The sequence below is a fragment of the Neobacillus sp. genome, from assembly GCF_031988165.1.
Lineage (GTDB): Bacteria > Bacillota > Bacilli > Bacillales > Cytobacillaceae > Neobacillus > Neobacillus rhizosphaerae.
Window position 1 is genome coordinate 137017 of the sequence record NZ_DALZYO010000002.1, and the last position, 25115, is coordinate 162131.

The following is a 25115-nucleotide window of genomic DNA, read 5'->3' on the forward strand; positions in this document are numbered from 1 at the left end:
TTTAAACATTGTAGTGCAATAGAGAGTAATATTCGTCTATTTTATAGTCATGTATTTATAGGGGGAATTGATTTGTTAAAGAAGAAGGTATTATTTGTATTTTTATTATGTCTGGTTATATTAACCCAAGCAGTCCAACCCGCAAAGGCAGAAGGAGGTTTTATTAAAATATCCGTTAAAGAAGGCTATGCAGGAAAGGTAAAAAGCGGCCGCGGCTTCCCAGTTCAAGTGACGGTTGAAAACAGCGGAGCAGATTTTACCGGAGATATCCTTTTCACCTTTGCATCATCCTATAATTCAAACGGAGCAAAAGTTTTATCAATAGATGTGCCGAAGGGGAGCAAAAAATCGTATTCGCTTTCATTACCTGCCTTTTCAGAAGAGTATTACAATAATAATACTCAGGTAAAACAATCAATCTTTTTATACAAAGGAAGCTGGAAGGACGATCATGAGCAAGCCTTTATCGGAGATAAAAAACTAAAACCAAAGTATATAGACCAGGGCAGCCGCACACTTGGGATGTTAAGTGAGGATTCCGATCGTCTTAAAGAATTGAAAGTCATGGCAACGAGCAATCAAATCGAAACCATTGTTCTAACTGAAGCGATGATTCCTGATGATGAACTTGGCCTTGATTCACTAGATTACATAATGATTGATGAGTTTGGTATTTCCAAACTAAAAAACACACAACAGCAAGCGATCCTGAAATGGGTACAAAATGGCGGCAAATTAATTGCCGGTGCAGCCCCAAATGCAGCTGGTTCTTATGGAAGCCTGTACCAGGTATTGCCGATGAAACCAGATAAAGAGGTGCTCACTGATACAAAGTTTTTTCAAGCAACACCGACATTACCCCCTTTTAAAGACATTCCTGTTTTTGTTGGCCAGTTGGATAAGGGGGCAAATGTTGCCGTAAAAAGCGGAGATTTACCGATGGTTGTTCATAAAGGTTATGGTTCAGGTGAAATTTGGCAAACGGCCTTTTCTCTTGGAGATGAACCACTCTCCTCGTGGAAAGATTATGGTCCTTGGTTTGCAGCCAGCCCTATGATTAAAGGTCCTTCTACATTTCAATTTCAAAAGGGTGGACCAAACCCCTATGACATGTTATTCAATGAATTTGCAGAAGTAAATGAATACTTTGCGTCATCACAATTTTCTATTGGGCAGATAAGTTTGTTCCTTTTGGTGTATCTCTTGCTGCTCGTTCCTTTTCTATATTTCTTGTTAAAAAGGCTGGATAAACGCGAGCATGCATGGTGGATTATTATGAGTGTTGCATTTATTTCATCTGTTGGTATCTTTGTCATCGGAGCAAAAGACCGAATTGCAAAACCGCAAATGAACCAAACTGGAATTTATAAGACAGAAAATGGCCAGTTAAATGGTTTCGAGGCAGTTACCTTCCTTTCGAATACCGGCGGTGATTACCAGCTTGACTTTTCAAGCGGGAAGTTCTATGGGGTACCAGGTTCATCGATGATGCCAGTTAATGATGGAAAACGATATGCTGTTTTAGAAAATGGCAGAAAAACCAGTAGTGTCACTTTTCCGAATGTGGAATATTGGTCAACTAGAACCTATTTTGGGCAAGCTTCCAAACAAAATGCTGGTCAATTTGATATCAATCTCTCCTATGAAAATAAAAAACTATCTGGAAAAATCGTCAATCATTTCCCATATGATTTTGAAGAATTATATATTTGGTCAGGCGGGAAAAAAATCAAGGTGGGACCAGTAAAGAGTGGGGAAAGTGTATCTGTTAACGAAACAATGCAACAGGATTATTTGGCTGGACCTTATAGCCAAGGAAATGCCTACAATATGCCCACTAGCCAACAAGAGGTGGATAAATTAAAAAGAGAAAAAATGGAATATGCCGCCATTGAATTTCTTTACAACAACTCGCAATCAGAAAATCAGCCGATTCTATATGGCTATACAAAAGATTCTGTCATCAAAGCAGATATAAAGGGAAGAAACGAGGCGAGAAAAGGCCTAAGTTTAATCTACCAAACACTAAATATACAAACGAAGCTATCCGGTTCATTCACCATAAAGGATGATATGCTCAAGAACCACATTAATACCATTCGAGGCGGGATTATCAATGATAAGACAGGTAGACGTAACGAAATGGAGCTTGATGATGGCGAGTATGATTATGTCTTAGAACTCCCTAGTCAATTGGCGAAAATGAATCGTAAGCTCAAAGAATTAGAAATCACTTGGCAAGGTGTTAATGTCACCTACTCGCTTCTCAACCATACAACAGGTAAGTTTTTACCATTACCTGATTCACATACAACGATAAAAGAACATCTTGATCAATATATTTCCGAGGATGGAGCAATCATTATCAAATTAATAAAAGCAGGACAAGGTGACCCTCTCGTAAGGATGCCTGAGTTTTCAATGAAGGGGGAAATCAACTCATGATTGAAATTGTCGACTTAACCAAAAGGTACGGTAAATTTACTGCACTTGATTCATTAAATCTTACAATTGAAAAAGGGTCCGTTTTTGGCTTTGTCGGACAAAATGGTGCTGGTAAATCTACCACTTTTTCCATTTTAGCCACATTGTTGTCACCAACCTCGGGCACAGCTTATATTAATGGATATAATATATCTAAGGAACCTAAAGCAGTCCGTAGACAATTAGGATATATGCCAGATTTCTTTGGCGTATATGACCAGTTAAAGGCAGTAGAGTATTTGGATTTCTATGGGGCAAGCTATGGAATTAGCCAGAGCGAAAGAAGCAAATTGATTCCCCAGCTTCTTGAATTAGTGAATTTAACGCATAAACAAGATTCCTATGTTGATGTGCTTTCAAGGGGAATGAAGCAGCGACTTTGCCTTGCAAGGTCATTGATTCATGATCCAGAGGTACTCATTCTTGATGAACCTGCATCCGGTCTTGACCCGAGAGCACGAGTGGAAATGAGAGAAATCTTAAAAGAATTAAAGAATATGGGTAAAACCATTTTAATCTCTTCACATATTCTTCCTGAACTTGCGGAAATGTGTGATTCTATCGGAATTATTGATCAAGGACGATTAGTAGCACAAGGATCAGTTGCCGAAATCCAACAACGTCTCCAAGGAGAAAAACTAATAATTGTCAAGCTGTTCCATGAATTAGACAGAGCGGTAGCTTTTTTCGAAGACCAACCGCTAGTGAGCCAATTAGCGAAAAGGGATGATGAAGAATCGCTCCAATTCATGTTCAAGGGTAGTGTGGAAGAACAGGTACAATTGTTAAAAAATGCTCTTTTACATGATATACCGATTATCAGCTTTTCTGAAATTGAAACGAATCTGGAAGATGTCTTTATGGAAATAACGAAAGGAGTGGAGCTATCTTGAGAAATTTTCTTCTTAATCCCGTTTTAAACAAGGAATTTAAGTTAAGGTTCCGCTCATTTAAAAGTTTTCTAGGTCTTGCTTGTTATTTACTGGCACTTTCCATTTTGATTATTGGGTTTATTTATTTAGTAACTCGGAGCTCTCCACTGGGCTTATTTCGACCAGATCAAAGTAAAACGATGTTTATGCTGTTGTCTTTTATCCAAATGGGATTAATTCTTTTTATTACTCCAGGGTTAACCGCAGGAGTCATCAGCGGAGAAAGGGAAAAGCAAACATTAAATATTTTATTAACAACGAATCAAAGTTCCACAAGTATTATCTTGGGAAAACTGATTTCGTCTGTTTCGTTTTTATTACTGATGATATTGGCGAGTATGCCTATTTATAGCATTGTTTTCCTGTTTGGCGGGATTTCCCCCGGACAAGTAATCACTATTCTTGGCTACTATATCTTTACCATACTAGCTTTTGGAAGCATCGGTATCTTTTTCTCCACCCTTGTCCGGAGAACCATTATTGCGATGATTAGTACGTACGGAGTAACCCTTTTCCTAACAGCGGGAACCGCCTTTTTGTTTTCGATTTCGTTGTCTGTCAATCAAATGGGTATTACCACTAATAATCCCGTTCCTTATTTCTTCGCCATGTTCAATCCGGCGATGATATTATTCAGTTTTCTAGAACCGGATGCATTTAGAGAACTATCTAGTCAAACCGGGATGGGAATCGATTTTCCATTATGGGCAGCCTATTTGATTTCTTATACGATTATTTTTCTTGTTATGATGTTTATTAGTATCCGGAAACTACGTCCAAATATGAAAGTAAAGTCTAAAAGATAAGGATGAGGTAAATGGAGGAAAAAAGGCAGTTTTATCAATTGCTGAAGCCTGTTCGCAGACAGCTCCTAATAAAAAGGTCGTTCGTGCAGTTCCACTACTGGCTTCTAGCAGCCTCAGTCTTCACGGTACTACTCCTTTTGGTAGCAAGGTTATTCGTAATGCCTTTCTACCATGAAATGCTTTGGTATGGTTGTTTCCTCCTCCTCATTCTATTTATCTTCCTAATTTGGAGGAGTAGACCGGGGTGGAGGGAAGCGGCTCAGCTTTTTAATACGTATATTCCCGAAGACCGTGTTATTACGGCCCTTTTCTTTATTGATGATAAAGGGACGCTGCAGAAATTGCAGCTTGCGGAAGCGATTACCCTAATGAAGAAGGAACAGCAGCATGTTTTAGCACGGAAAAAAGGCTATTTTTTGCCAAAGTGGCTAATCATAGCTGCTGTTTTTGCCTTTCTTTCCATACTCCTTAATTATTTTCCAAATCATAATCTTCAATTAGCGGCAAAAAAAGAAACGGAAATAGCGGTAATGAAGAAAGTCGAAAAGAAGCTGGAAGAAAAGGCAAAAAAAGAACAAAACCCTGAAGTGAAAAAAATGCTGGAAAAAGCAAAGGAAATAATGACTAAAAACCCCACAACTGAAGACGCATTATTAGACCTTGCAAAGCAAAAAAAGGAACTGGAATTAAAGGCATTGAAGCAACAAGAAAAACAAGAAAACCTTAAAGCATGGGAGCAGGAATTGAAAAACGCCGATTTAAATAAATTGGCAGCAGCATTGGAAGCGAAGGATAATAAAAAGATCAAAAAGGAACTGGAACAGTTAACCCAAAAATATGATTCATTAACTGAAAGCCAAAAGAAGGCCCTCAGCAAGTTGAGTGGTTCAGATAAAAAACTTTCGGAAAAAGAATTAGCAGCGTTGGCTAAAAAGATTTCCGATGCACTAAACTCAGATAATGCAATGAAGGAGCTTGCAGAGGCGCAGGCAGCACTAGGAGAGGCATCTGAGAACCTGGAAAACGAAATGCTTGCAAGCGGATTACAGTCCAATCAACTAGCCCTAAATCCTCCCACCCAGTCTGCTGGGGGTAAGACGACCAGTCCAAATAGTAAAAGGGAGAATCCCTCGAGCACACCAAAAGGAAACGATCAAGGAAAGCAATCATCTGGAAATGGTTCACAAGGGAATGGAAAAGGTGCACAAGGGAATGGAAATGGCGCAGGGAATGGAAAAGGTGCACAAGGCAATGGAAATGGCGCAGGCAATGGAAAAGGTGCACAAGGCAATGGAAATGGCGCAGGCAATGGAAATGGAAATGGGTCTGGAAGTGGAACAGGGACTGGTTCCGGCAATGGAAATGGCGGTGGGGCCGGGTTAGGAGCGGGTTCTCACCGACTTCTAACGATCCCAGAGAAATTAGTTGGTAAAAACAATCTTGAAACAGATTCTGGGACTATTGGTAAGGGAAGTGCGTCAGAACAATTTGCAGGAAATGGACCAATTTTAAAAGGGCAGCTTCGTTCCTATCAAGAAGTATATGGGAATTATGCAGCCGCATATCGAAATAGTACCGACCGGGTAAAACTCCCTTCAGATTTAGAAGCAATGGTTAAAAACTATTTTTTATTGCTAGATCCTAATAAGGAGTGACAAAATTGTCTCAATTAAAAGAGAAAGAAAACCAATTTATCACGGCAGCTGAACAGTTTAAGATGGTAAAGCAAGAGTTAATGAATTTTATTGTCGGTCAGGAGGAAGTGATTGATCAAGTACTTTGGAGTATTTTCTCAGGAGGTCATGCCTTATTGGAGGGGTTACCGGGACTTGGGAAAACGATGCTGGTCCGGTCCATCTCAGCCTGCCTGGATTTATCCTTTAATCGTATTCAATTCACACCTGATTTAATGCCTTCTGATATTACCGGGACGATGATTCTTCAACCTGGAATAGACGGCAGGCAGGAGTTTGCTTTTCATGAGGGTCCGTTGTTTGGCAATATCATTTTAGCTGATGAAATAAACCGAGCAACGCCAAAAACACAAAGTTCACTTTTAGAGGCAATGGCGGAGCAAACAGTAACGGTTATGGGCAGTACTAAACAACTTTTCCAGCCCTTTTTTGTACTAGCAACACAGAATCCGATAGATATGGAAGGAACCTATCCGCTCCCTGAGGCACAAATGGACCGATTTATTTGTAAAATCCATGTGGACTATCCTACAAAAGCTGAATTGAAAGAGATTGCCCTACGAACGACAGGACTAGTGGTACCAAAACTAAATAAAATTTTAGGAACTGCAGACGTTATTGCCTTGCAGCAGCTTTCAAAGGAAATCTTAGTTTCAGATGATATATTAAATGCTGCCGTGTCCATGATTGATGCTACCCATCCGGCTTCAGCGGATGCCCCAGATAGGATTAAACAATACGTCCAATTCGGTAGCGGGCCGCGGGGATTACAAAGTCTCATCCAAATGGCCAAAACGAGAGCATTATTTTCCGGTAGATACCATGTTTCAATGGGTGATCTAAAGAGGACAGCCATCCCAGTCTTGAGACACCGTTTGTTATTAAATTTTGAAGGAGAGGCAAACGGTATTACACCGGATGACCTGATCCATGATGTATTGGAGCAAGCTGGAAAGGATGTTAGTTAACGATGACAGCCCATTTGCATTCCATGCTTTCAAGGCTGCAAAAAATGAGATTGATGGCGAAAACAAGGAGGCGGGGGGCTCATAAAGGTGGGAGGACGGCGAATAAGTTTGGGACTTCCCTTGAATTTTCTGATTTTCGCATTTATCAGCCCGGAGATGATGTCCGCCAGATAGACTGGAATATTTATGGCCGGACGCAAAAGCATTATATTAAAAGGTTTTTAGATGAACAGGAATTAGCGGTTACAATCTTTCTGGACGCTTCTAGTTCCATGCAGGCGATTGATTCAAAGTGGAATCGAGCAAAAGAGCTCGCAGCCGCCTTTAGTTATATTGCACTTACTGGCGAAGACCGCTTGTCGTTCATCCCGGTTTCTTCGGCTTCATACGCAAAGGTAAGCAGAAAAGGGTCCGTATATAGTAAACATGTATTTTTTGAAATCCTCCAGTTACCGAAGCAGGAGGCAGCCGGGACATTTACGGACAGCTTTCAAAAAAACACCTTAAAACATAATCAGCTGGTCATTCTCATCACCGACGGGCTTGAACCGCTTGAATCGTTTGAAGAGCTTTTTCGATTACTTGCTGCTGCTAAACAGGAGGTTAAACTAATCCAACTATTGAGCAGGGAAGAACTCGAACCAATTTATTCGGGTGATTTAAAATTAATTGATAGTGAATCGAATGAAAGTGTGAATGTTACGATGAATGAATCAATTCTCGTAAAATATCAAAAGCAAGTTCAAGAACATAATTTCATGCTTGAAGCTTTATGCCGCCGTTTTGGCTTTAGTTATTTATTAACGACAGATGATGCTGATCTAAAGAATTTTTTATTTCTTGAGTGTTCCGCGAAAAGAATGCTTTATTAACCAGAGGTGATTAAGATGTACTTTACAAACACACTGTTTTTTATCCTCGTCATTTTGATCGCCTTGGTTGTGTTGTTATATTTTTTCCGTAAACAATACACAGCTGTCATCAACCCATCTAACCTCCTTTGGCAGCAGGCAATGAATGAATGGAATGCCTCGCCCTGGATTCAAAAATTACAGCATAATCTCTTATTTTGGCTGCAAATTGCTGCTCTCACTTTATTAATGCTTGCTTTGGCAAAACCAGTTTGGCTCTCGGAGGGAGTAAAGGGAGAACAGATTATTTGGATTGTTGATACATCCGCTACCATGTCAGCGGTGAAGGCTGATAAACCACTCATTGAACAGTCAAAACAACAGATGAAGCAAATGGTTGATCGCTTAAATGGTCAAGAAGTAACCGTGATTATCGCCGGAGAGAAGCCAAAAATACTTTTGAATCGGGAAACCAATGCCGGCCTGATTCACAGGACGATTGCGGGGCTTACTGTAACTTACGACCATGAAAATATCGAAAAGGCCGTAAAGCTCGCAGAATCTCTTGTGCAAAACAGCGAAACGGTGATTCATTTATTTTCTGATTCAGTGAAAAAGGAAGACATCCAGGCAGACCTTGATAATATTCCCTATGAAATTCATAATGCTGACGGCATCCAAGATAATGTTGCCATTTTGTCCTTTGGGGTTGCTGGAAAAGAAAAACGAATTTCTGGGCTGGCAGTTTTGGAAAACCAAGGAAAGAAATCGAAAACAATTCCCTTTGTTATTACAAGTGAGGATTCGATCGATTATCAACAGGAAGTAACGATTCCACCTGGAAAACAAGTGGTGATCAATGTTCCTGATTTGCCACAGCGTCGCTTTTATCAAGCTAAAATAAAAGCAGGAGATCAGTATGCGGCTGACAATGAATTAACGGCCGTTTACACAGTGTTTAATCCAACCATTCATGCACTTGGCGGAGTGAATCCCTTTTTTATTAAGGGAATGGAAACCCTGGGATTCAAAACGGTACAGCTTGATCAAAACCGCGCTTTAGGGTTAAAGGACAGTGGAATCATTCTGGCAGAAGGGCTACCTGTTGTTGATTTACCGAAAATGCCGACCATTTATATCAATAATAAACAAACTGAGGATGAACTCATTGAACTAAAGGAACCGATAACGAGCACGGATTCGCCGTTAACAGAATATGTTGATATCGACAAAACCTACATAAAGTATGCAACCAGCCCGATAAAGGGAAACTGGGAAAACGTTGTAACCAGCGGCAATCATCCATTGATTCAAACCGGAACACTAAATGGACAGCCGGTTATCCTCGTAAATTTTTCACTTGAAAACACGGATTGGCCACTTCACCCGGGTTTTCCAATCTTTCTCTATAACAGCTATCAGTGGTTATCAAAGCAAACAGGCTTTCTTGGCTACTTTCAGCCTGGAGAGGAAAAATGGCTTCAGCTTGAAACTAAAAAATCTGTATTGGAAATTTATAATTCCGCTGGAAAAAGCTTATCGTCGCTTCAGTTAAATAAGGAAAATTTTAAAGCCCCTTACAAACCGGGCATTTATCAAGCAGTTGCTGATGGTCAAGTCTATTATTTCTCTGTTCTTCTTGATGATCGTGAAAAAAAACCGGAGACTGCCCCATCCTTTATATTGAATAGTTCAAAGACATATGATTCTGAGCAGACGTTGAAGCCAAATGAATCACTATGGTTTTGGCTGACCCTCTGTGTGCTATTACTGCTTATGATGGAATGGGAGGTGTATAGAAGGTGGATGTAGAGCTTAAGTTTCCCATCTTTCTTGTTCTATTAATACCCGCTTTTTTCCTAATCTATCTATATTTTAAACAAATAAACACATCAAGAAGTCCAGAAAAAGTGGTAATTGGCTGCCTTAGAGCTTTTCTATTTTTATTGATTATATTTGCGCTAACTATGCCGCAAATTCTGTTGCCAATCAAAGAGGAAATGATTATTTTTCTTACAGACCGCTCAGCAAGTTTTGAAGATGCGGAAAATGGAGTATTGGATTGGCTTGACGAGAGCATCCAATCTAAGAAAGGTAATCAAACATTTGCGGTAGCATCGTTTGCTGATGGCGCGATTGTCGAACAATCTCTTTCAAATAAAAAAACAGTTTTAGATCAATATAACGGAAAATTGAAAACTGATGAAACCAATCTGGAAGAGGGAATTAGTTTTGCTGCTTCTATGTTGAAACCTGAGCAAAGCGGACGGATTGTCTTGTTATCTGACGGAAATGAGACCGCGGGCAATAGCAAAGAGGCCGCAAAACTATTAAAAAATCAGAACCTTGAGTTAGATTATGTTCAATTCAAGCAAAAATTCCGTGAGGATATGTCCATCACGAAGCTAGATGTCGCTCCTGCCCTTTACGAGGGAGAAAAAGCAAATCTAACTGTATCGATTGCAAGTAACGTTGAAAAAAGTGCTGAATTACGGATTTCAGTAAACAACCAAGATATTCTCCATAAACAAGTATTAGTAAAAGAAGGTCAAAATGAGTTTTCTTTTTCACATATAGCATCCGAACCGGGAATGTCCATTTTTAAGGCGGAATTAGCCGCAGAAGGGGATACTTTTATTGAGAATAATTCCCTTTATGCTGTAACGAATGTCAAGGGAACACCAAGAGTACTCGTTGTTCAAGGTAATCAGGAGGACCCCTTAGTGAAGATATTACAATCCTCAGGATTAATCGTTGACAGGCTTATTCCTGAGAAGCTTCCAACGACCTTGGCGGGATTTTTACAATACCAATCGATTATTTTTAATAATGTCCCTGGAACGAAGGTCACTGAACAGCAAATGAACTTGATTGAAAAAGCAGTCAAAGAATTTGGGACAGGCTTTGTGATGCTCGGTGGCGAGGACAGCTTTGGCCTCGGCGGCTATTTTAAAACACCAATTGAAAAGCTGTTGCCGGTCGATATGGACATTAAAGGGAAGAAAGAGATGCCCTCTCTTGGATTGGTGATTGTCATTGATCGATCCGGTAGTATGAGCGGTAATAAACTGACATTAGCGAAGGAAGCAGCAGCCAGGTCGGTGGAGTTATTGCGAGAAAAAGATACGCTTGGCTTTATTGCCTTTGATGACCGGCCGTGGGTGATTGTTGAAACCGCGCCGCTCGAGAACAAGAAGAAAGTGATTGAAAAAATCCGTTCTGTTTCTGTTGGGGGTGGAACGAATATTTATCCTTCCCTTGAAAAGGCCTATCAAGAGTTAAAGGATTTAAAGCTACAACGAAAGCACATTATTTTATTGACGGATGGACAGTCTGCGGCTGGTGGCGATTATCAATCATTGATTGAAAAGGGCAAGGAAAATCATATTACATTGTCAACGGTAGCATTAGGATCTGATGCTGATCGAAACTTGTTAGAAGATCTTGCCGGACAGGGGAAGGGAAGATTTTACGATGTGACAGATGCTTCGGTTATTCCGAGCATTCTTTCAAGGGAAACTGTGATGACAACGAGAACCTATATTGAAGATCATCCTTTTTATCCGGCTGTACAGCCCTACCCGGAATGGACAGCTATTTTTCAAAACGGCATTCCTAAAATGAATGCTTATATCGCTGTAACTGCGAAAACTAGAGCTGAGGTGCCACTCATTAGTGAAAAAAAGGATCCGATTCTTGCCCAGTGGCATTATGGTTTAGGTACGAGTCTAGCCTTTACTTCTGATATGACGGGAAAATGGTCTGGTGACTGGGCAAACTGGGCAAACTGGCCGAATTTTTTAAATCAGATTGTTGCAAAGTCACTGCCACATTTTGATAGTGAGCCGTTCCGTTTTACAATTGAAAAAGAAAATGGTAATACGGTGGTCCATTTAAAAGCGGAGGATGGTCAATTTCTTCCGCTTGATGTATCAGTTGTTTCGCAAAATGGGATCGTTATGGATACCAATTCTAAACCTACAGCTCCGGGAGAATTTGAAGTGAAATTTCCTAATAAACCGGGGATGTATTTTTTGCGGGTGAAACAAACGACCGAGGGTGGACAAGATAAATTATTCCAAACAGGATTTTCGGTACCCTATTCTGATGAGTATTTGTTAAAAGGGACAAATCATGAGTTATTAAGAGAGCTGGCGGTCCTTACTGGCGGAAAAGAACTTAAAACGGCAAAAGAAGCGTTCAGACCTCTAAAGCAAAAACCTAAAAAGAAAGAATCAATTAGTGAATGGCTCTTACTGGCTGCCTTTCTGTTACTGGTGTTCGAGATTCTGCTCAGGAGATTAGGCTTCCAGCCATTCCGTTCATTGCTACACCTGCTAAAGAAAACTTCAAAAAAAGGTGAGCAAGGAGGCACAGAAGTCCTTCAGCAGCTTTCAAGGGCGAAAGCAAAAATAAAAGCTAATGTTGAAAACAAGAGGGAATTTACAAAAGCAGAATCTAAGCAAGAAATAAAGAAGGAAAAACGGCAGGATCAGGAGCAAACCACTCCTGTTAAAAGGAAGCAAACCGTTGCGGTTGTGTCCCCTGAAGAAAAAGAAGAACGAATGAAACGTTTGCTTGAAGCAAAGAAAAGAAAGAAGTAATATAGGAAGGGGAGCATGAAAAGCAGGGGTTATGGGTTGCTAACATCACATATATGTAAAGATATTTTCTTGACAGAAATAGTTAGACTGTGTAAACTACTTTTGTAAAGGCTTTTCACTTAACAATGGTATTGGAGGGAACCCTTGCATGATGCTTGAAAAGACAACACGAATGAATTATCTTTATGATTTTTACTATTCGTTGTTAACACCAAAGCAGCAAAGCTATATGTCTCTCTATTATTTAGATGATTACTCCCTTGGAGAAATTGCCGAAGAGTATGATGTAAGTCGTCAGGCCGTATATGATAATATTAAACGGACGGAAGCAATGCTTGAGGAGTATGAAGAAAAACTACAATTATTTCTGAAATTTCAAGAGCGCGCGAAACTAATCAGTCACGTAAAAGAATTGCTTATTGTGGAGAACCCTTCAAAGCAGGCGATGTTAGAAACCGTTGCCAAGCTTGAGAAATTAGATTAGGAGGCGGCATGAATGGCATTTGAAGGATTAGCCGACCGACTGCAAAATACAATCCAAAAAATCCGTGGAAAAGGCAAGGTCTCTGAAGCGGATGTCAAAGAAATGATGCGTGAAGTCCGCCTTGCACTACTGGAAGCAGACGTAAATTTCAAAGTCGTTAAAGATTTTGTGAAAAAAGTTAGCGAACGTGCAGTAGGGCAAGAAGTACTAAAAAGCTTAACTCCAGGTCAGCAAATCATTAAAATCGTTAATGAGGAATTGACTGCCTTAATGGGAGGCGAGCAAAGCAAGATTGCTGCATCCAATCGTCCTCCGACTGTCATTATGATGGTTGGGTTGCAAGGTGCTGGTAAAACAACGACAACTGGGAAGCTTTCGCTCTTGCTTCGGAAGAAGTATAATCGCAACCCCTTGCTTGTTGCTGCCGATATTTACCGTCCAGCGGCTATAAAGCAGCTTCAAACTCTTGGCAAACAATTAGACATGCCAGTTTTCTCGCTCGGCGATCAAGTCAGTCCGGTAGAAATTGCCAAACAAGCAATTGAAAAGGCTAAAGAAGAGCATCATGATTATGTCTTGATTGATACTGCTGGTCGACTTCACGTTGATGAAGCGTTAATGGACGAGTTGAAGGACATTAAAGAATTAACTAAACCGGATGAAATTTTTCTTGTTGTTGATGCAATGACTGGTCAGGATGCTGTCAATGTTGCCCAAAGCTTTAATGAACAACTTGGACTCACTGGGGTTGTGTTAACAAAGCTCGATGGTGATACAAGGGGTGGGGCCGCACTTTCAATCCGTGCTGTCACACAAACGCCGATTAAATTTGTCGGACTGGGCGAGAAAATGGATGCTTTGGAGCCGTTTCACCCGGAACGAATGGCCTCACGGATTTTAGGTATGGGTGATGTGCTGACACTGATTGAAAAAGCACAGGCAAATGTCGACGAACAAAAGGCGAAAGAGTTAGAACAGAAGATGCGGACAGCAACGTTTACGCTGGAGGATTTTTTGGAACAGCTTGGCCAGGTTCGGAATCTTGGTCCGCTTGATGAATTATTAAAGATGATGCCTGGGGCAAACAAAATCAAAGGGTTGAATAATCTTCAAATTGATGAAAAGCAAATTTCCCATGTTGAAGCCATTATTCAATCGATGACAAAGGCAGAAAAAAACAATCCTGAAATCTTGAACTCAAAACGTAAAACACGAATTGCAAAAGGTAGTGGACGGTCTGTCACTGAGGTTAACCGTTTGCTGAAGCAATTTGAAGATATGAAAAAAATGATGAAGCAAATGACAGGGATGCAACAAAAAAGCAAGAAAAAAGGCGGTTTTAAACTTCCTTTCAAACCGTTTTAAGTTGTTCAAAATTGGCAATACTCACTGTAAAGAAAAAACACTTTACAAATGAAATAATAATTGATATTATACTATCTTGTGTGAAACTATTCGGAGGTGCTTATTTAAAATGGCAGTTAAAATTCGTTTAAAACGTATGGGAGCTAAAAAAACTCCTTTCTATCGTATCGTAGTAGCAGATTCTCGTTCTCCACGTGACGGACGTTACATTGAAATCGTTGGAACTTACAATCCAGTTACTCAACCAGCTAAAGTAGAAATCAACGAAGAATTAGTTCTTAAATGGTTAAAAGATGGTGCGAAACCATCTGATACCGTTCGTAATCTTTTCTCAAACCAAGGCATCATGGAAAAATTCCATAATGCAAAATTAAGCAAGTAATCGTAATCACTATGAAACAATTAATCGAAACGATTGTGAAGCCCTTAGTTGATTTTCCAGAAGATGTTCGTGTGGATATCGCGGAAGACGATTCACGTATAACCTATCAGTTATCTGTTAACAAAACAGACATGGGGAAAGTGATTGGTAAGCAGGGGCGTGTTGCAAAGGCCATTAGAACTGTTGTATATGCAGCAGGATCATCACAACATAAGAAAATTTTTCTAGAAATTGGTGAATAGCTTTTTGCATCTAGATGAAAGGGAGGGATAATTTCCTCCCTTTTTTGCTATAAGAAAAGCAGAAGTGTGAAGGAGGCTATCTTATGCAAATAATTCAAACAGTTGTAGTGAAGCAAATTTTAACAGAAAAGAGCAGACAACAGCTTTTTGATAACTACTATGAGCGAAATCTGCAGCTTCAGAAGGAATGTGATCAACTCCAGTTCGAACTGAAACGGGTCGAAAAGACAAAAACCTTTTCATCTGGGGCGTTGAGAACACATTTTAAAAAAGAAATTCAAATGCGCAAGGAAAAAACAAAGCTTCTTGAGTTTCAAATCGAACAATTACATATCCTACCATTAGGCAGTGAATTAAAAGAAAAGGAAGTTCAGGCCCTTGTCGAAATAAATATTGGAGATAAATGGGACGAACGGCTGGGACAACCTGTAATTATCATCAAAGACGGAATAATAGAAGATATACGTTAGAGGTGTATGCAAATGGAAAAATGGTTCAACGTTGGGAAAATCGTCAATACTCAAGGGATAAAAGGTGAAGTGCGAGTTATTTCAAAAACAGATTTCCCAGAGAAACGATATAAGGTCGGGAATGTATTATATTTATTTATGCCTAATTCAAATACTCCGATTGAACTAACAGTCAAAAGCCACCGAACCCATAAAAATTTTGAAATACTTTCATTTGAAGGCTTTCATAATATCAATGAAGTTGAAAAGTTTAGGGACGGAATTCTAAAGGTACCTGAATCACAGCTTGGTGCCTTAGAAGAAGATGAATTTTATTACCACGAAATAATCGGATGCCTTGTATCGACAACTGAAGGAGAAGAAATTGGGAAGATTACTGAAATTCTCTCACCTGGTGCTAATGACGTTTGGGTTGTTAAGGGTAAAGGTGGAAAAGAAGTATTGATTCCTTATATTCATGATGTGGTCAAGAAGGTTGATGTAAAAGAAAAAACTATCATTATCGACCCGATGGAAGGGTTACTTTCATGATGCAAATTGATATTCTCACATTATTTCCGGAAATGTTTTCTGGGGTGCTGGGACAATCCATGTTACAAAAAGCGGCAGAGAAATCGGCCGTTACCTATAACGTCGTTAATTTCCGCGAGTATGCTGATAACAAACATGCAACCGTTGATGACTACCCGTATGGCGGCGGGGCTGGCATGGTATTAATGCCGCAGCCAATTTTTGATGCTGTTGAAACCCTTAAAGAAAAAGCAAAAAGTAATCAACCTAGAGTGATTCTCTTATGTCCTCAGGGCGAACGATATGATCAGCGTAAAGCAGAGGAACTGGCAAAGGAAGAGCACCTTATTTTTATCTGCGGCCATTATGAGGGCTATGATGAGCGAATCCGTGAACATGTGGTAACAGATGAAATATCAATCGGAGATTATGTCCTGACTGGTGGCGAGCTTGGAGCGATGGTTGTGGTCGACAGTGTTGTCCGCCTTTTACCAGAGGTGTTAGGCAATCAAGAATCCCATATGAAAGATTCTTTTAGCACAGGTCTTTTAGAACATCCACACTACACTAGACCCGCCGAATTCCGGGGGATGAAGGTACCTGATGTGCTACTTTCAGGAAACCATAAGTTAATTGAAGAATGGCGTAATAAAGAAGCGTTACGTCGTACGCTATTAAGAAGACCTGATCTATTCGATAAAATGGAGTTAACACCCGAGCAAGAAAAATGGCTACAAGAAGTAAAAAAAGATTACGAGTAGTGTTGCGAGTACGCAACAATTATGATATGATACTTCTTGTGACTTGAACTGATACTAATCAGATAATGGTCTTATAATGATGTTCCGCTGCAATGAAACAGTTAGTAGATGTGCATGAGCGTCTGTTGGAAGGAGTTGAAAACGATGCATAAAATTATCGAAGAAATCACAAAAGAACAACTTCGTTCTGATCTTCCTGCGTTCCGTCCTGGTGATACTGTACGTGTACACGTTAAAGTTGTCGAGGGTACTCGCGAGCGTATTCAGTTATTTGAAGGTGTAGTGATTAAGCGTCGTGGTGGTGGAATTAGCGAAACTTTCACAGTTCGTAAAATTTCTTACGGAGTAGGCGTTGAGCGTACTTTCCCTGTTAACACACCAAAAATTGCGAAGCTAGAAGTAATTCGTCGCGGTAAAGTTCGCCGTGCTAAACTTTACTACTTGCGTAACCTTCGCGGTAAAAAAGCAAGAATTAAAGAGATCCGCTAATATGAAAAGGAAAGAGCTTGCTTTAGGAGCAGGCTCTTTTTTTATACATATCTTCTCAAACTATTGAAAGAATAATGATAAGGGCTTGATTAAATTGTTGCTGTTTTTTAAACAAATTATTAAAGTTTGATTAAAAAACATTATCCCATCGTGTTAAATATGTTTAAGTTATGTAAAATAGTCTTTATAAAACATTTTTTTATTAGTGATTGGTGGGGATTGTATGACAAAAAAGAAAAATGAACTATGGGAATGGACGAAGGCCCTGGTGATTGCGGTGGCCCTAGCAGCAGTTATTCGGTACTTTCTTTTTGCTCCAATTGTAGTGGATGGCTTATCTATGATGCCGACATTGAAAGACCAAGATCGAATGATTGTCAATAAATTCAGCTATGATATTGGCACACCGAAGCGATTTGATATCATTGTCTTTCATGCCCCTGAGAAAAAGGATTACATAAAACGTGTGATTGGACTTCCAGGCGACACTATCGAGTATAAAGATGATATCTTATATGTGAATGGAAAAGCTTATAAAGAACCCTATTTGGATGAATATAAGAAAAAAGCTGAGGATGGTCCATTAACGGAACCATTTACTTTGGAAGAAAAAATAGGTCGGAAAACAGTTCCAAAAGGGGAGTTGTTTGTCATGGGTGATAACCGGCGCTTCAGCAAGGACTCAAGGCATATCGGGACAGTCCCGATGAGTAAAGTAATCGGCAAAACAAATATGGTTTACTGGCCGATTAAGGATGCACATATTGTTACAGTAAAATAGAGTTTACTATCCAGCTTCAGCGCCTAGCCACTCGAGGTCATAAGCCAATCCGTTATGAAGGTTAAAAAACAACCTTCTTGACGGCTTTTCTTATGCTTGTCGGGGCTGGTCAAGGCGCTTATGCTTTTATAGGAGGTGGCAGCTTTGACGATCCAATGGTTTCCTGGCCATATGGCCAAGGCTCGTAGAGAGGTCACGGAAAAATTAAAACTGGTTGATATTATTTTTGAATTGGTCGATTGCCGTATACCGTATTCCTCAAGAAATCCAATGATTGATGAAATTATTCAGCATAAACCAAGGTTAGTCCTACTCAATAAAGCAGATATGGCTGATAAAGTCGTGACTCGGGAGTGGATTGCCTACTTTGCAGCCAAGGGGATAAAAGCCCTTGCGATTAATTCTCATGCTGGAGAAGGAATGAAAAATATTGTCCAAGCCTCAAATGAAATTCTCAAAGAGAAATTTGATCGCTTAAGGGCAAAAGGTGTGAAGCCAAGAGCGATTCGTGCTATGATTGTTGGTATTCCGAACGCTGGAAAATCAACCCTAATAAATCGCCTTGCCAAAAGAAACATTGCTAAGACTGGTAATACCCCAGGGGTTACAAAATCACAACAATGGATAAAGGTTGGTAAGGAAATGGAATTATTGGATACTCCAGGTATTCTATGGCCGAAATTTGAGGATCAAGAGGTTGGGATGAAACTGGCCATTACTGGCGCGATTAAGGATACATTATTAAATCTCCAAGACCTAACCGTTTACTCACTAAGATTTTTGGAACGTGCCTATCCTGATCGTTTAAAGGAACGATATAACCTTGATAGGCTACCTGAAAATGTGGTAGAAATGTTTGATCATATAGGAGTACTTCGGGGGTGCCTAATGGCTGGTGGTATCGTCGATTATGATAAAGTTTCGGAATTGGTGATAAGAGAAATTAGGTCGGAAAAATTTGGCCGGATTACATTTGAGCGACCAGTTGATTTCATGATTGAAAAAGAATAGTGGCTGAATGAATCGAGCTCTCCTAATGGGAGAGCTTATTTGTTGTCATGTCAGTCCACTTTCTTTTACCAAGATTTTTCTCTAGTTACCTTGTGGTATTTCTCGTAAAATAAATTGAAAAGAAAGTTCTTGTTTGGTAACGGAAGAAGACTCATAAGATTTAAAGGAGCGTTCAAAATGAAATATCGATCGGCTTTTGATATTATCGGTCCCGTTATGATTGGGCCGTCAAGCTCTCATACAGCGGGTGCAGCTCGTATTGGTAGGGTTGCAAGGACCTTGTTCGGAAAGCTTCCAAAGAAAGCAATTATTTCACTATACGGGTCATTTGCCAAAACTTATAAGGGGCATGGAACAGATTTTGCCATTATTGCAGGCTTGTTAGATTTTGATACCTTTGATGAACGAATGCCAAAATCTTTGGAAATTGCACAGGAAAAGGGTATTGAGGTGATTTTTCGTACAGAAGAAGCAATAACGAATCATCCAAATACTGTTAAAATAAATTTATTTGATGGACAAGATAAACTAGAAATGGTTGGGATTTCCATTGGTGGAGGTACCATTGAAATTACGGAATTAAACTCTTTTCCGTTAAAATTATCTGGCGAACATCCTGCTGTCTTGGTTGTTCATCAAGATCGATTTGGAATTATTTCGGCGGTGACAAGTATCTTATCAAGATGTGAAATTAATATTGGCCATATGGAGGTTGCAAGGTTGGAAAAAGGGGAAATGGCCTTAATGGTCATTGAAGTCGACCAGAAAATCGAGGATATGGTAATTGAGGAATTGAAAAATCTTGCAAATGTAACCCAAATCATTCGTATGGTTGAATAGAAAAATGGACAGAGATCAGGAGGTAAAATCATGTTTCGGAATGTTGCGGAGCTGGTTGAACTTGCAGAAGGCAATCAGGTAAAAATTGCGGAGATCATGATCCGTCAGGAAATAGAAGTATCTGGTCTTTCTAGAGAAGAAGTAATCGCGAAAATGGATATGAATTTAATGATTATGGAACAAGCGGTCGAAAGAGGTCTTAATGGTGTCCATTCACATACAGGTTTAACTGGTGGAGACGCTGTGCTGCTCCAAAACTATATTAAAAGTGGGAAAGCACTTGGCGGAACCATATTATTAGATGCGGTCAGTAAAGCAGTGGCCACTAACGAAGTGAATGCCGCTATGGGAGTGATTTGTGCAACCCCAACTGCAGGTTCAGCAGGTGTTGTTCCAGGAACATTATTTGCGGTCAAAGAAAAATTGAATCCGACCCGCGAGGAAATGATTGAATTTTTGTTTACAGCAGCAGCTTTTGGTTTTGTGGTTGCTAATAACGCTTCCATTTCTGGTGCAGCAGGGGGTTGTCAAGCAGAAGTAGGCTCTGCTAGCGGGATGGCGGCAGCTTCCATTGTTGAATTAGCTGGCGGCACACCAAAGCAAGCTGCAGAGGCGATGGCCATCACGTTAAAGAATATGCTTGGACTTGTATGTGATCCTGTAGCAGGATTAGTTGAAGTTCCTTGTGTAAAACGGAATGCAATGGGCGCATCCAATGCCATCACTGCAGCGGATATGGCACTGGCCGGAGTAACAAGCAGAATCCCATGTGATGAGGTCATTCACGCTATGTTCTTAATAGGTCAATCGATGCCTTCAACGTTAAGGGAAACCGCTGAGGGTGGACTTGCTGCGACTCCTACAGGTAGAAGATTAGAACAGGAAATTTTCGGCAGTGGTAACACTGTTAAACTCAAAGACCTAGTTATTTCCTAAAGGAATTTTCAATGATGGAGAAGCACACGAATTTTGTGTGCTTTTTCGTGTTTGTTGTAATAAGTTCGATGAAAAGTTATCATAACAACGGGTGAAAAAAATGAAAATACAAACAATCACAGAAATTAATAGACAATTAGAAAAAATTAAAGCAGAGAATGATCCGTATCTGTTAAATATTCTTCAAGATGAACGTAAAGGTGTTCAACAGTTGATACACAAATGGCGTAAGAAAATGGCGGAGGAACGTCGGTTAGAAGAAAAATTCCTTGAAATGTGCGTATATGAAAATAAATGGCGTACTCAAGGATTTGAATTGATTGCTGGTGTCGACGAAGTGGGGAGAGGTCCGCTTGCAGGCCCGGTTGTTGCTGCGGCTGTCATTTTACCAAAGGATTTTTTCTTAGCCGGTATCGATGATTCCAAAAAGCTTTCCGAAAAAAAACGGCAGGAATATGATGAACTCATTAGACAGGAAGCGCTTGCTGTGAGTATTTCGATGATTGATGCCAAGGAAATTGATGTCGTTAATATTTATGAAGCAACAAAAAAGGCTATGAAGTCTGCAATAGTTTCGTTAAATATAAAGCCGGATTTTTTACTGATTGATGCGATGAAACTTGAAACCCCATATCCATCAGAATCGATTATTAAAGGGGATGCAAAAAGTATTTCGATTGCTGCAGCTTCGATAGTCGCAAAGGTAGCTAGAGATAGGCTAATGAAGGAGATTTCGCTAACGTTTCCTGGCTATGGTTTTCAGCAAAATATGGGCTACGGTACAAAGGAGCATTTACAAGCGATAGAACAACACGGCATCACACCTTATCATCGGAAAAGTTTCGCGCCCGTCAAAGATTATTTCAATCAATAATTTTTCTAGACTAGACGAGATTTATAACAGGATTCGGTCAGTTTTTTATTATAGTAAAAAATAAAAAGAATAGAAAAATCCTATTGTAATGCTGAAAATAAGGGTTTATTAGTCAGAATTTTTTAAAGATGAATATAATTTTTTGCTTATTGGTGGACAAGGTATGTGTCATTATATAAAATGAAAACGGAGTCAATTTTTTGAAGAGTTTGTTAGGAGGATGGGAAATGAATATCCATGAGTATCAAGGGAAAGAGATCCTCAGAAAATACGGGGTAGCGGTTCCAAACGGAACAGTCGCATTCACGGTTGAAGAGGCAGTGGAAGCAGCGAAAGAATTAGGTACACAGGTTTGTGTAGTAAAAGCACAAATCCATGCAGGCGGACGGGGGAAAGCCGGTGGTGTTAAAGTTGCAAAAAACCTTGAAGAGGTTCGTACATATGCTAACGAAATCTTAGGGAAAACATTGGTCACACACCAAACAGGCCCTGAAGGTAAAGAAGTAAAGCGCCTCCTAATTGAAGAAGGCTGCGACATTAAAAAAGAATATTATGTTGGCTTGGTATTAGATCGTGCCACTTCTCGGGTTGTCCTGATGGCTTCTGAAGAAGGTGGTACTGAAATTGAAGAAGTAGCTGCAAAAACTCCAGAGAAAATTTTCAAAGAAGAAATTGATCCAGCAATTGGCTTGCAGCCATTCCAAGCACGCCGTATTGCCTTCAATATCAACATTCCAAAAGAACTTGTTAATCAAGCTGTTAAGTTTATGATGGGATTATATAATGCTTATATCGAAAAGGATTGCTCAATTGCTGAAATTAACCCACTCGTTGTTACGGGAGATGGTAAGGTTATGGCCCTTGATGCGAAATTAAACTTCGACGCTAATGCATTATATCGTCAAAAAGACGTATTAGCGTACCGTGATCTTGAAGAAGAAGATGCTAAGGAAATCGAAGCATCTAAATATGATTTAAGTTATGTTGCATTAGATGGAAATATCGGCTGTATGGTGAATGGTGCCGGACTTGCTATGTCAACGATGGATATCATTAAACATTACGGTGGCGATCCCGCTAACTTCCTTGATGTTGGGGGCGGTGCGACAGCTGAAAAGGTAACAGAAGCATTCAAAATTATCCTTTCTGATCCAAATGTAAAAGGTATTTTTGTCAATATCTTTGGTGGAATCATGAAGTGTGATGTCATTGCTGAGGGTGTTGTAGAAGCAGCAAAGCAAGTTGGACTTAGTGTTCCACTTGTTGTTCGCTTAGAAGGAACAAATGTTGACTTAGGTAAGAAAATCCTAGCAGAGTCAAGCGTAGACATTATTGCTGCTGAATCCATGGCCGATGGTGCACAAAAAATCGTTTCATTAGTGAAATAGGATCGAAAGAAAGGGGAATTAACGTGAGCGTTTTTATTAATAAAGATACAAAGGTTATTGTCCAAGGGATTACAGGTTCAACTGCCCTTTTTCATACAAAACAAATGCTAGAATATGGTACACAAATTGTTGGCGGTACGACTCCAGGTAAAGGCGGCATGGAAGTAGAAGGTGTTCCTGTTTTTAACACAGTGAAAGATGCTGTTGAAACAACAGGTGCAACCGCGTCCGTTATTTATGTTCCTGCACCCTTTGCAGCAGATGCGATTATCGAAGCTGTTGATGCAGAATTAGATCTTGCCATTTGTATCACAGAGCATATTCCAGTATTGGATATGGTAAAGGTAAAGCGTTACATGGAAGGCAAGAAGACTCGCTTAGTTGGTCCTAACTGCCCAGGTGTTATTACTGCCGATGAATGTAAGATTGGGATCATGCCTGGTTATATTCATACTAAAGGACATGTTGGCGTTGTTTCCCGGTCTGGAACATTAACATATGAAGCTGTACATCAACTAACACAAGCAGGTCTTGGTCAAACAACTGCAGTGGGTATTGGTGGGGACCCTGTTAACGGAACAAACTTCATCGATGTTTTAATGGCATTTAACGAAGACCCTGAAACATATGCGGTCATTATGATTGGTGAAATCGGCGGTACCGCTGAAGAAGAGGCTGCTGAATGGGTAAAAGCAAATATGACTAAACCAGTAGTCGGCTTCATCGGCGGACGTACAGCGCCTCCAGGGAAGCGTATGGGACACGCTGGTGCCATCATTTCCGGCGGAAAAGGTACAGCAGATGAAAAGATCCGTGTCATGAACGAATGTGGTATTAAAGTTGCGGATACACCATCTGTAATGGGAGAAACATTGATAGAAGTATTAAAAGAGCAAGGTCTATACGAAAAGTGTAAAACACATTAATAAATAAATTGAACCTCTAGATTCTGAACAGATAGTCCCTCATAGTTTGAGGGGCTATTTCTCGTATAATAAAAAAATAAGAAGGAGAAATAAAAATGGATGACTTTAAAGAAAAACTGATTCATTTGCTTCATTACCCAAATATCTCATGGAATACTGTTTTTCAACTGTTAAAAAAGGACCCGACACTGCAGTCTTTATACAGGCTCCAAACGCAACCCCCCCACCAGATTTCCTTATTTCCACCAATTAGCCACGACATCTCCTTTGCCAGTTCTTCGATCCTCCCTCTTCATCCTGATACTATTCACGAACGAATCCGTCAATACGAAACCAATGATATTACCGTCATTACTATTTTGGATAAAGAATACCCAAGGTACTTAAAAGAAATCTACCAACCACCATGGGCATTATTTGCGAAGGGTGATATATCTCTTCTTGAAAAAGAACCAAAGCTCGCAGTCGTTGGCTCACGTCAGGCCACACAATACGGAAGAAATGCGATTCGGTTAATCTTTCCTGAATTAATTGACAATGGTGTGCTCATTGTCAGCGGTTTGGCCAATGGGATTGATACACTTGCACATGAATACGCGATGAAAAATGGCGGGAAAACAATCGCTGTTATTGCAGGTGGTTTATATCATATCTACCCGAAAGAAAATATGGGGCTCGCAATAGAAATGATGCAAACACAACTTATCTTATCCGAATATCCTCCTGATTCAAAGCCACTTAGATGGCATTTTCCGGCACGGAATCGAATCATAAGTGGTCTATCCAATGGGACCTTTATTATAGAAGCAAAACGAAAAAGCGGTTCGCTCATTACAGCCAATTATGCGGTTAACGAAGGGCGTGAAGTGTTTTCGCTGCCAGGAAGCATATTTAATCCCTATTCCATTGGTGCAAATGAACTAATTCAACAAGGTGCAAAGCTTGTAACAAATGCTAAGGATATTTTAGAAGAAATTAGATAAAAATCTAGTTTAAATAAAAATCTTTCGAATAAATCAGGTTTTTTTGCAGGTTTTTTTCGATTAAGTGGAGAAATTAGCTAAAAAAGGTTGCAATAATTTCTAATATGTTATACATTTTCCAACAGAAGTTCGAAAAAAAGAATATATCTATTAAGAAAAAATAATATTGTAAATAACATATATTTTTGGGAATTTTGGGATAGGCAGTTTTGTAAAGTATTTTCTCCTCTCCGAGTTGTAGAAACTAGGATTTAGGAAAACTTCTCAAATGGTAAGCAGCTTAGAAACAGGCTTTTGCCAGATTCAAGGCGCTTTCACACTTTCCCTCTTAAGG

24 protein-coding genes are annotated in these 25115 nt (G+C 39.8%); all 24 read left to right on the top strand.

Annotation, left to right across the window (positions count from 1 at the left end; translation table 11 throughout):
• Window positions 1-72 precede the first annotated feature (72 nt).
• The 24 genes from RTR43_RS02065 (at window position 73) to dprA (ending at window position 24781) form a co-directional block, all read left to right on the top strand.
• Entirely contained in the window at window positions 73-2445 is a 2373-nt protein-coding gene (locus RTR43_RS02065; protein WP_312469277.1) for a hypothetical protein, read from the top strand.
• Window positions 2442-3377: an ABC transporter ATP-binding protein gene (locus RTR43_RS02070; RefSeq protein WP_312469278.1), complete on the top strand. Its 936-nt coding sequence runs from the start codon at window positions 2442-2444 to the stop codon at window positions 3375-3377. Before RTR43_RS02065 ends, RTR43_RS02070 begins: the two co-directional genes overlap by 4 nt.
• Window positions 3374-4222, top strand: a complete 849-nt coding sequence (locus RTR43_RS02075; protein WP_312469279.1) for an ABC transporter permease — start codon at window positions 3374-3376, stop codon at window positions 4220-4222. Before RTR43_RS02070 ends, RTR43_RS02075 begins: the two co-directional genes overlap by 4 nt.
• 11 nt (window positions 4223-4233) lie before the next feature.
• Window positions 4234-5877, top strand: a complete 1644-nt coding sequence (locus RTR43_RS02080; protein ID WP_312469280.1) for a hypothetical protein — start codon at window positions 4234-4236, stop codon at window positions 5875-5877.
• Window positions 5878-5882: 5 nt separating this feature from the next.
• Complete coding sequence (locus RTR43_RS02085) at window positions 5883-6884, top strand: AAA family ATPase (RefSeq protein WP_312469281.1); 1002 nt, start codon at window positions 5883-5885, stop codon at window positions 6882-6884.
• Between the two features lie 2 nt (window positions 6885-6886).
• On the top strand, window positions 6887-7756 hold the full coding sequence (locus RTR43_RS02090; RefSeq protein WP_312469282.1) for a DUF58 domain-containing protein: 870 nt from the start codon (window positions 6887-6889) through the stop codon (window positions 7754-7756).
• 15 nt (window positions 7757-7771) lie between these two features.
• On the top strand, window positions 7772-9547 hold the full coding sequence (locus tag RTR43_RS02095) for a vWA domain-containing protein (protein ID WP_312469283.1): 1776 nt from the start codon (window positions 7772-7774) through the stop codon (window positions 9545-9547).
• On the top strand, window positions 9538-12339 hold the full coding sequence (locus RTR43_RS02100) for a VWA domain-containing protein (RefSeq protein ID WP_312469284.1): 2802 nt from the start codon (window positions 9538-9540) through the stop codon (window positions 12337-12339). Before RTR43_RS02095 ends, RTR43_RS02100 begins: the two co-directional genes overlap by 10 nt.
• Window positions 12340-12490: 151 nt before the next feature.
• Window positions 12491-12823 carry a putative DNA-binding protein gene (locus tag RTR43_RS02105; RefSeq protein ID WP_312469363.1) on the top strand — a complete coding sequence of 111 codons (333 nt, stop codon included), beginning with the start codon at window positions 12491-12493 and terminating at the stop codon, window positions 12821-12823.
• 12 nt (window positions 12824-12835) lie between these two features.
• Window positions 12836-14188: a signal recognition particle protein gene (gene ffh, locus RTR43_RS02110; protein WP_312469285.1), complete on the top strand. Its 1353-nt coding sequence runs from the start codon at window positions 12836-12838 to the stop codon at window positions 14186-14188.
• A gap of 109 nt (window positions 14189-14297) precedes the next feature.
• Complete coding sequence (rpsP, locus tag RTR43_RS02115) at window positions 14298-14570, top strand: 30S ribosomal protein S16 (RefSeq protein ID WP_024030223.1); 273 nt, start codon at window positions 14298-14300, stop codon at window positions 14568-14570.
• Window positions 14571-14581: 11 nt separating this feature from the next.
• Window positions 14582-14812 carry a KH domain-containing protein gene (locus tag RTR43_RS02120; protein WP_312469286.1) on the top strand — a complete coding sequence of 77 codons (231 nt, stop codon included), beginning with the start codon at window positions 14582-14584 and terminating at the stop codon, window positions 14810-14812.
• An 83-nt stretch (window positions 14813-14895) separates the two neighbouring features.
• Window positions 14896-15282: a YlqD family protein gene (locus RTR43_RS02125; RefSeq protein ID WP_312469287.1), complete on the top strand. Its 387-nt coding sequence runs from the start codon at window positions 14896-14898 to the stop codon at window positions 15280-15282.
• A 12-nt stretch (window positions 15283-15294) separates the two neighbouring features.
• Complete coding sequence (rimM, locus tag RTR43_RS02130) at window positions 15295-15813, top strand: ribosome maturation factor RimM (protein ID WP_312469288.1); 519 nt, start codon at window positions 15295-15297, stop codon at window positions 15811-15813.
• Window positions 15813-16553: a tRNA (guanosine(37)-N1)-methyltransferase TrmD gene (trmD, locus tag RTR43_RS02135; RefSeq protein ID WP_312469365.1), complete on the top strand. Its 741-nt coding sequence runs from the start codon at window positions 15813-15815 to the stop codon at window positions 16551-16553. The genes rimM and trmD overlap by 1 nt, the downstream gene beginning before the upstream one ends.
• A gap of 144 nt (window positions 16554-16697) precedes the next feature.
• On the top strand, window positions 16698-17042 hold the full coding sequence (gene rplS / locus RTR43_RS02140) for a 50S ribosomal protein L19 (protein ID WP_312469289.1): 345 nt from the start codon (window positions 16698-16700) through the stop codon (window positions 17040-17042).
• Between the two features lie 223 nt (window positions 17043-17265).
• The gene (gene lepB, locus RTR43_RS02145) at window positions 17266-17823 is read left to right on the top strand and encodes a signal peptidase I (RefSeq protein WP_248733602.1); all 558 of its coding nucleotides are present in this window, start codon (window positions 17266-17268) and stop codon (window positions 17821-17823) included.
• A 144-nt stretch (window positions 17824-17967) separates the two neighbouring features.
• Entirely contained in the window at window positions 17968-18834 is an 867-nt protein-coding gene (gene ylqF / locus RTR43_RS02150) for a ribosome biogenesis GTPase YlqF (protein ID WP_312469291.1), read from the top strand.
• A gap of 177 nt (window positions 18835-19011) precedes the next feature.
• Window positions 19012-19674: an L-serine ammonia-lyase, iron-sulfur-dependent subunit beta gene (gene sdaAB, locus RTR43_RS02155; RefSeq protein ID WP_312469293.1), complete on the top strand. Its 663-nt coding sequence runs from the start codon at window positions 19012-19014 to the stop codon at window positions 19672-19674.
• A 30-nt stretch (window positions 19675-19704) separates the two neighbouring features.
• A complete protein-coding gene (gene sdaAA, locus RTR43_RS02160; protein ID WP_312469295.1) occupies window positions 19705-20610 on the top strand; it encodes an L-serine ammonia-lyase, iron-sulfur-dependent, subunit alpha in 906 nt (301 codons plus the stop codon).
• 100 nt (window positions 20611-20710) lie between these two features.
• Window positions 20711-21484 (top strand): ribonuclease HII, encoded by a 774-nt coding sequence (locus tag RTR43_RS02165; protein ID WP_312469297.1) that lies wholly within the window; start codon window positions 20711-20713, stop codon window positions 21482-21484.
• Window positions 21485-21711: 227 nt separating this feature from the next.
• The gene (sucC, locus tag RTR43_RS02170; protein WP_312469299.1) at window positions 21712-22872 is read left to right on the top strand and encodes an ADP-forming succinate--CoA ligase subunit beta; all 1161 of its coding nucleotides are present in this window, start codon (window positions 21712-21714) and stop codon (window positions 22870-22872) included.
• 23 nt (window positions 22873-22895) lie between these two features.
• Entirely contained in the window at window positions 22896-23798 is a 903-nt protein-coding gene (gene sucD, locus RTR43_RS02175; RefSeq protein ID WP_312469301.1) for a succinate--CoA ligase subunit alpha, read from the top strand.
• Between the two features lie 95 nt (window positions 23799-23893).
• Window positions 23894-24781, top strand: a complete 888-nt coding sequence (gene dprA / locus RTR43_RS02180; protein WP_312469302.1) for a DNA-processing protein DprA — start codon at window positions 23894-23896, stop codon at window positions 24779-24781.
• The last annotated feature ends 334 nt before the right edge of the window (window positions 24782-25115 follow it).

What these genes read in the sequence shown, in the direction of transcription:
- sucC (WP_312469299.1), top strand. Translation starts at nt 21,712, where the DNA reads ATGAATATCCATGAGTATCAAGGGAAAGAGATCCTCAGAAAATACGGG.
- RTR43_RS02105 (WP_312469363.1), top strand. Translation starts at nt 12,491, where the DNA reads ATGCTTGAAAAGACAACACGAATGAATTATCTTTATGATTTTTACTAT.
- RTR43_RS02090 (WP_312469282.1), top strand. Translation starts at nt 6,887, where the DNA reads ATGACAGCCCATTTGCATTCCATGCTTTCAAGGCTGCAAAAAATGAGA.
- dprA (WP_312469302.1), top strand. Translation starts at nt 23,894, where the DNA reads ATGGATGACTTTAAAGAAAAACTGATTCATTTGCTTCATTACCCAAAT.
- lepB (WP_248733602.1), top strand. Translation starts at nt 17,266, where the DNA reads ATGACAAAAAAGAAAAATGAACTATGGGAATGGACGAAGGCCCTGGTG.
- RTR43_RS02080 (WP_312469280.1), top strand. Translation starts at nt 4,234, where the DNA reads ATGGAGGAAAAAAGGCAGTTTTATCAATTGCTGAAGCCTGTTCGCAGA.
- ffh (WP_312469285.1), top strand. Translation starts at nt 12,836, where the DNA reads ATGGCATTTGAAGGATTAGCCGACCGACTGCAAAATACAATCCAAAAA.
- RTR43_RS02125 (WP_312469287.1), top strand. Translation starts at nt 14,896, where the DNA reads ATGCAAATAATTCAAACAGTTGTAGTGAAGCAAATTTTAACAGAAAAG.
- RTR43_RS02165 (WP_312469297.1), top strand. Translation starts at nt 20,711, where the DNA reads ATGAAAATACAAACAATCACAGAAATTAATAGACAATTAGAAAAAATT.
- rpsP (WP_024030223.1), top strand. Translation starts at nt 14,298, where the DNA reads ATGGCAGTTAAAATTCGTTTAAAACGTATGGGAGCTAAAAAAACTCCT.
- rplS (WP_312469289.1), top strand. Translation starts at nt 16,698, where the DNA reads ATGCATAAAATTATCGAAGAAATCACAAAAGAACAACTTCGTTCTGAT.
- sdaAB (WP_312469293.1), top strand. Translation starts at nt 19,012, where the DNA reads ATGAAATATCGATCGGCTTTTGATATTATCGGTCCCGTTATGATTGGG.
- RTR43_RS02095 (WP_312469283.1), top strand. Translation starts at nt 7,772, where the DNA reads ATGTACTTTACAAACACACTGTTTTTTATCCTCGTCATTTTGATCGCC.
- RTR43_RS02070 (WP_312469278.1), top strand. Translation starts at nt 2,442, where the DNA reads ATGATTGAAATTGTCGACTTAACCAAAAGGTACGGTAAATTTACTGCA.
- rimM (WP_312469288.1), top strand. Translation starts at nt 15,295, where the DNA reads ATGGAAAAATGGTTCAACGTTGGGAAAATCGTCAATACTCAAGGGATA.
- sdaAA (WP_312469295.1), top strand. Translation starts at nt 19,705, where the DNA reads ATGTTTCGGAATGTTGCGGAGCTGGTTGAACTTGCAGAAGGCAATCAG.
- RTR43_RS02120 (WP_312469286.1), top strand. Translation starts at nt 14,582, where the DNA reads ATGAAACAATTAATCGAAACGATTGTGAAGCCCTTAGTTGATTTTCCA.
- trmD (WP_312469365.1), top strand. Translation starts at nt 15,813, where the DNA reads ATGCAAATTGATATTCTCACATTATTTCCGGAAATGTTTTCTGGGGTG.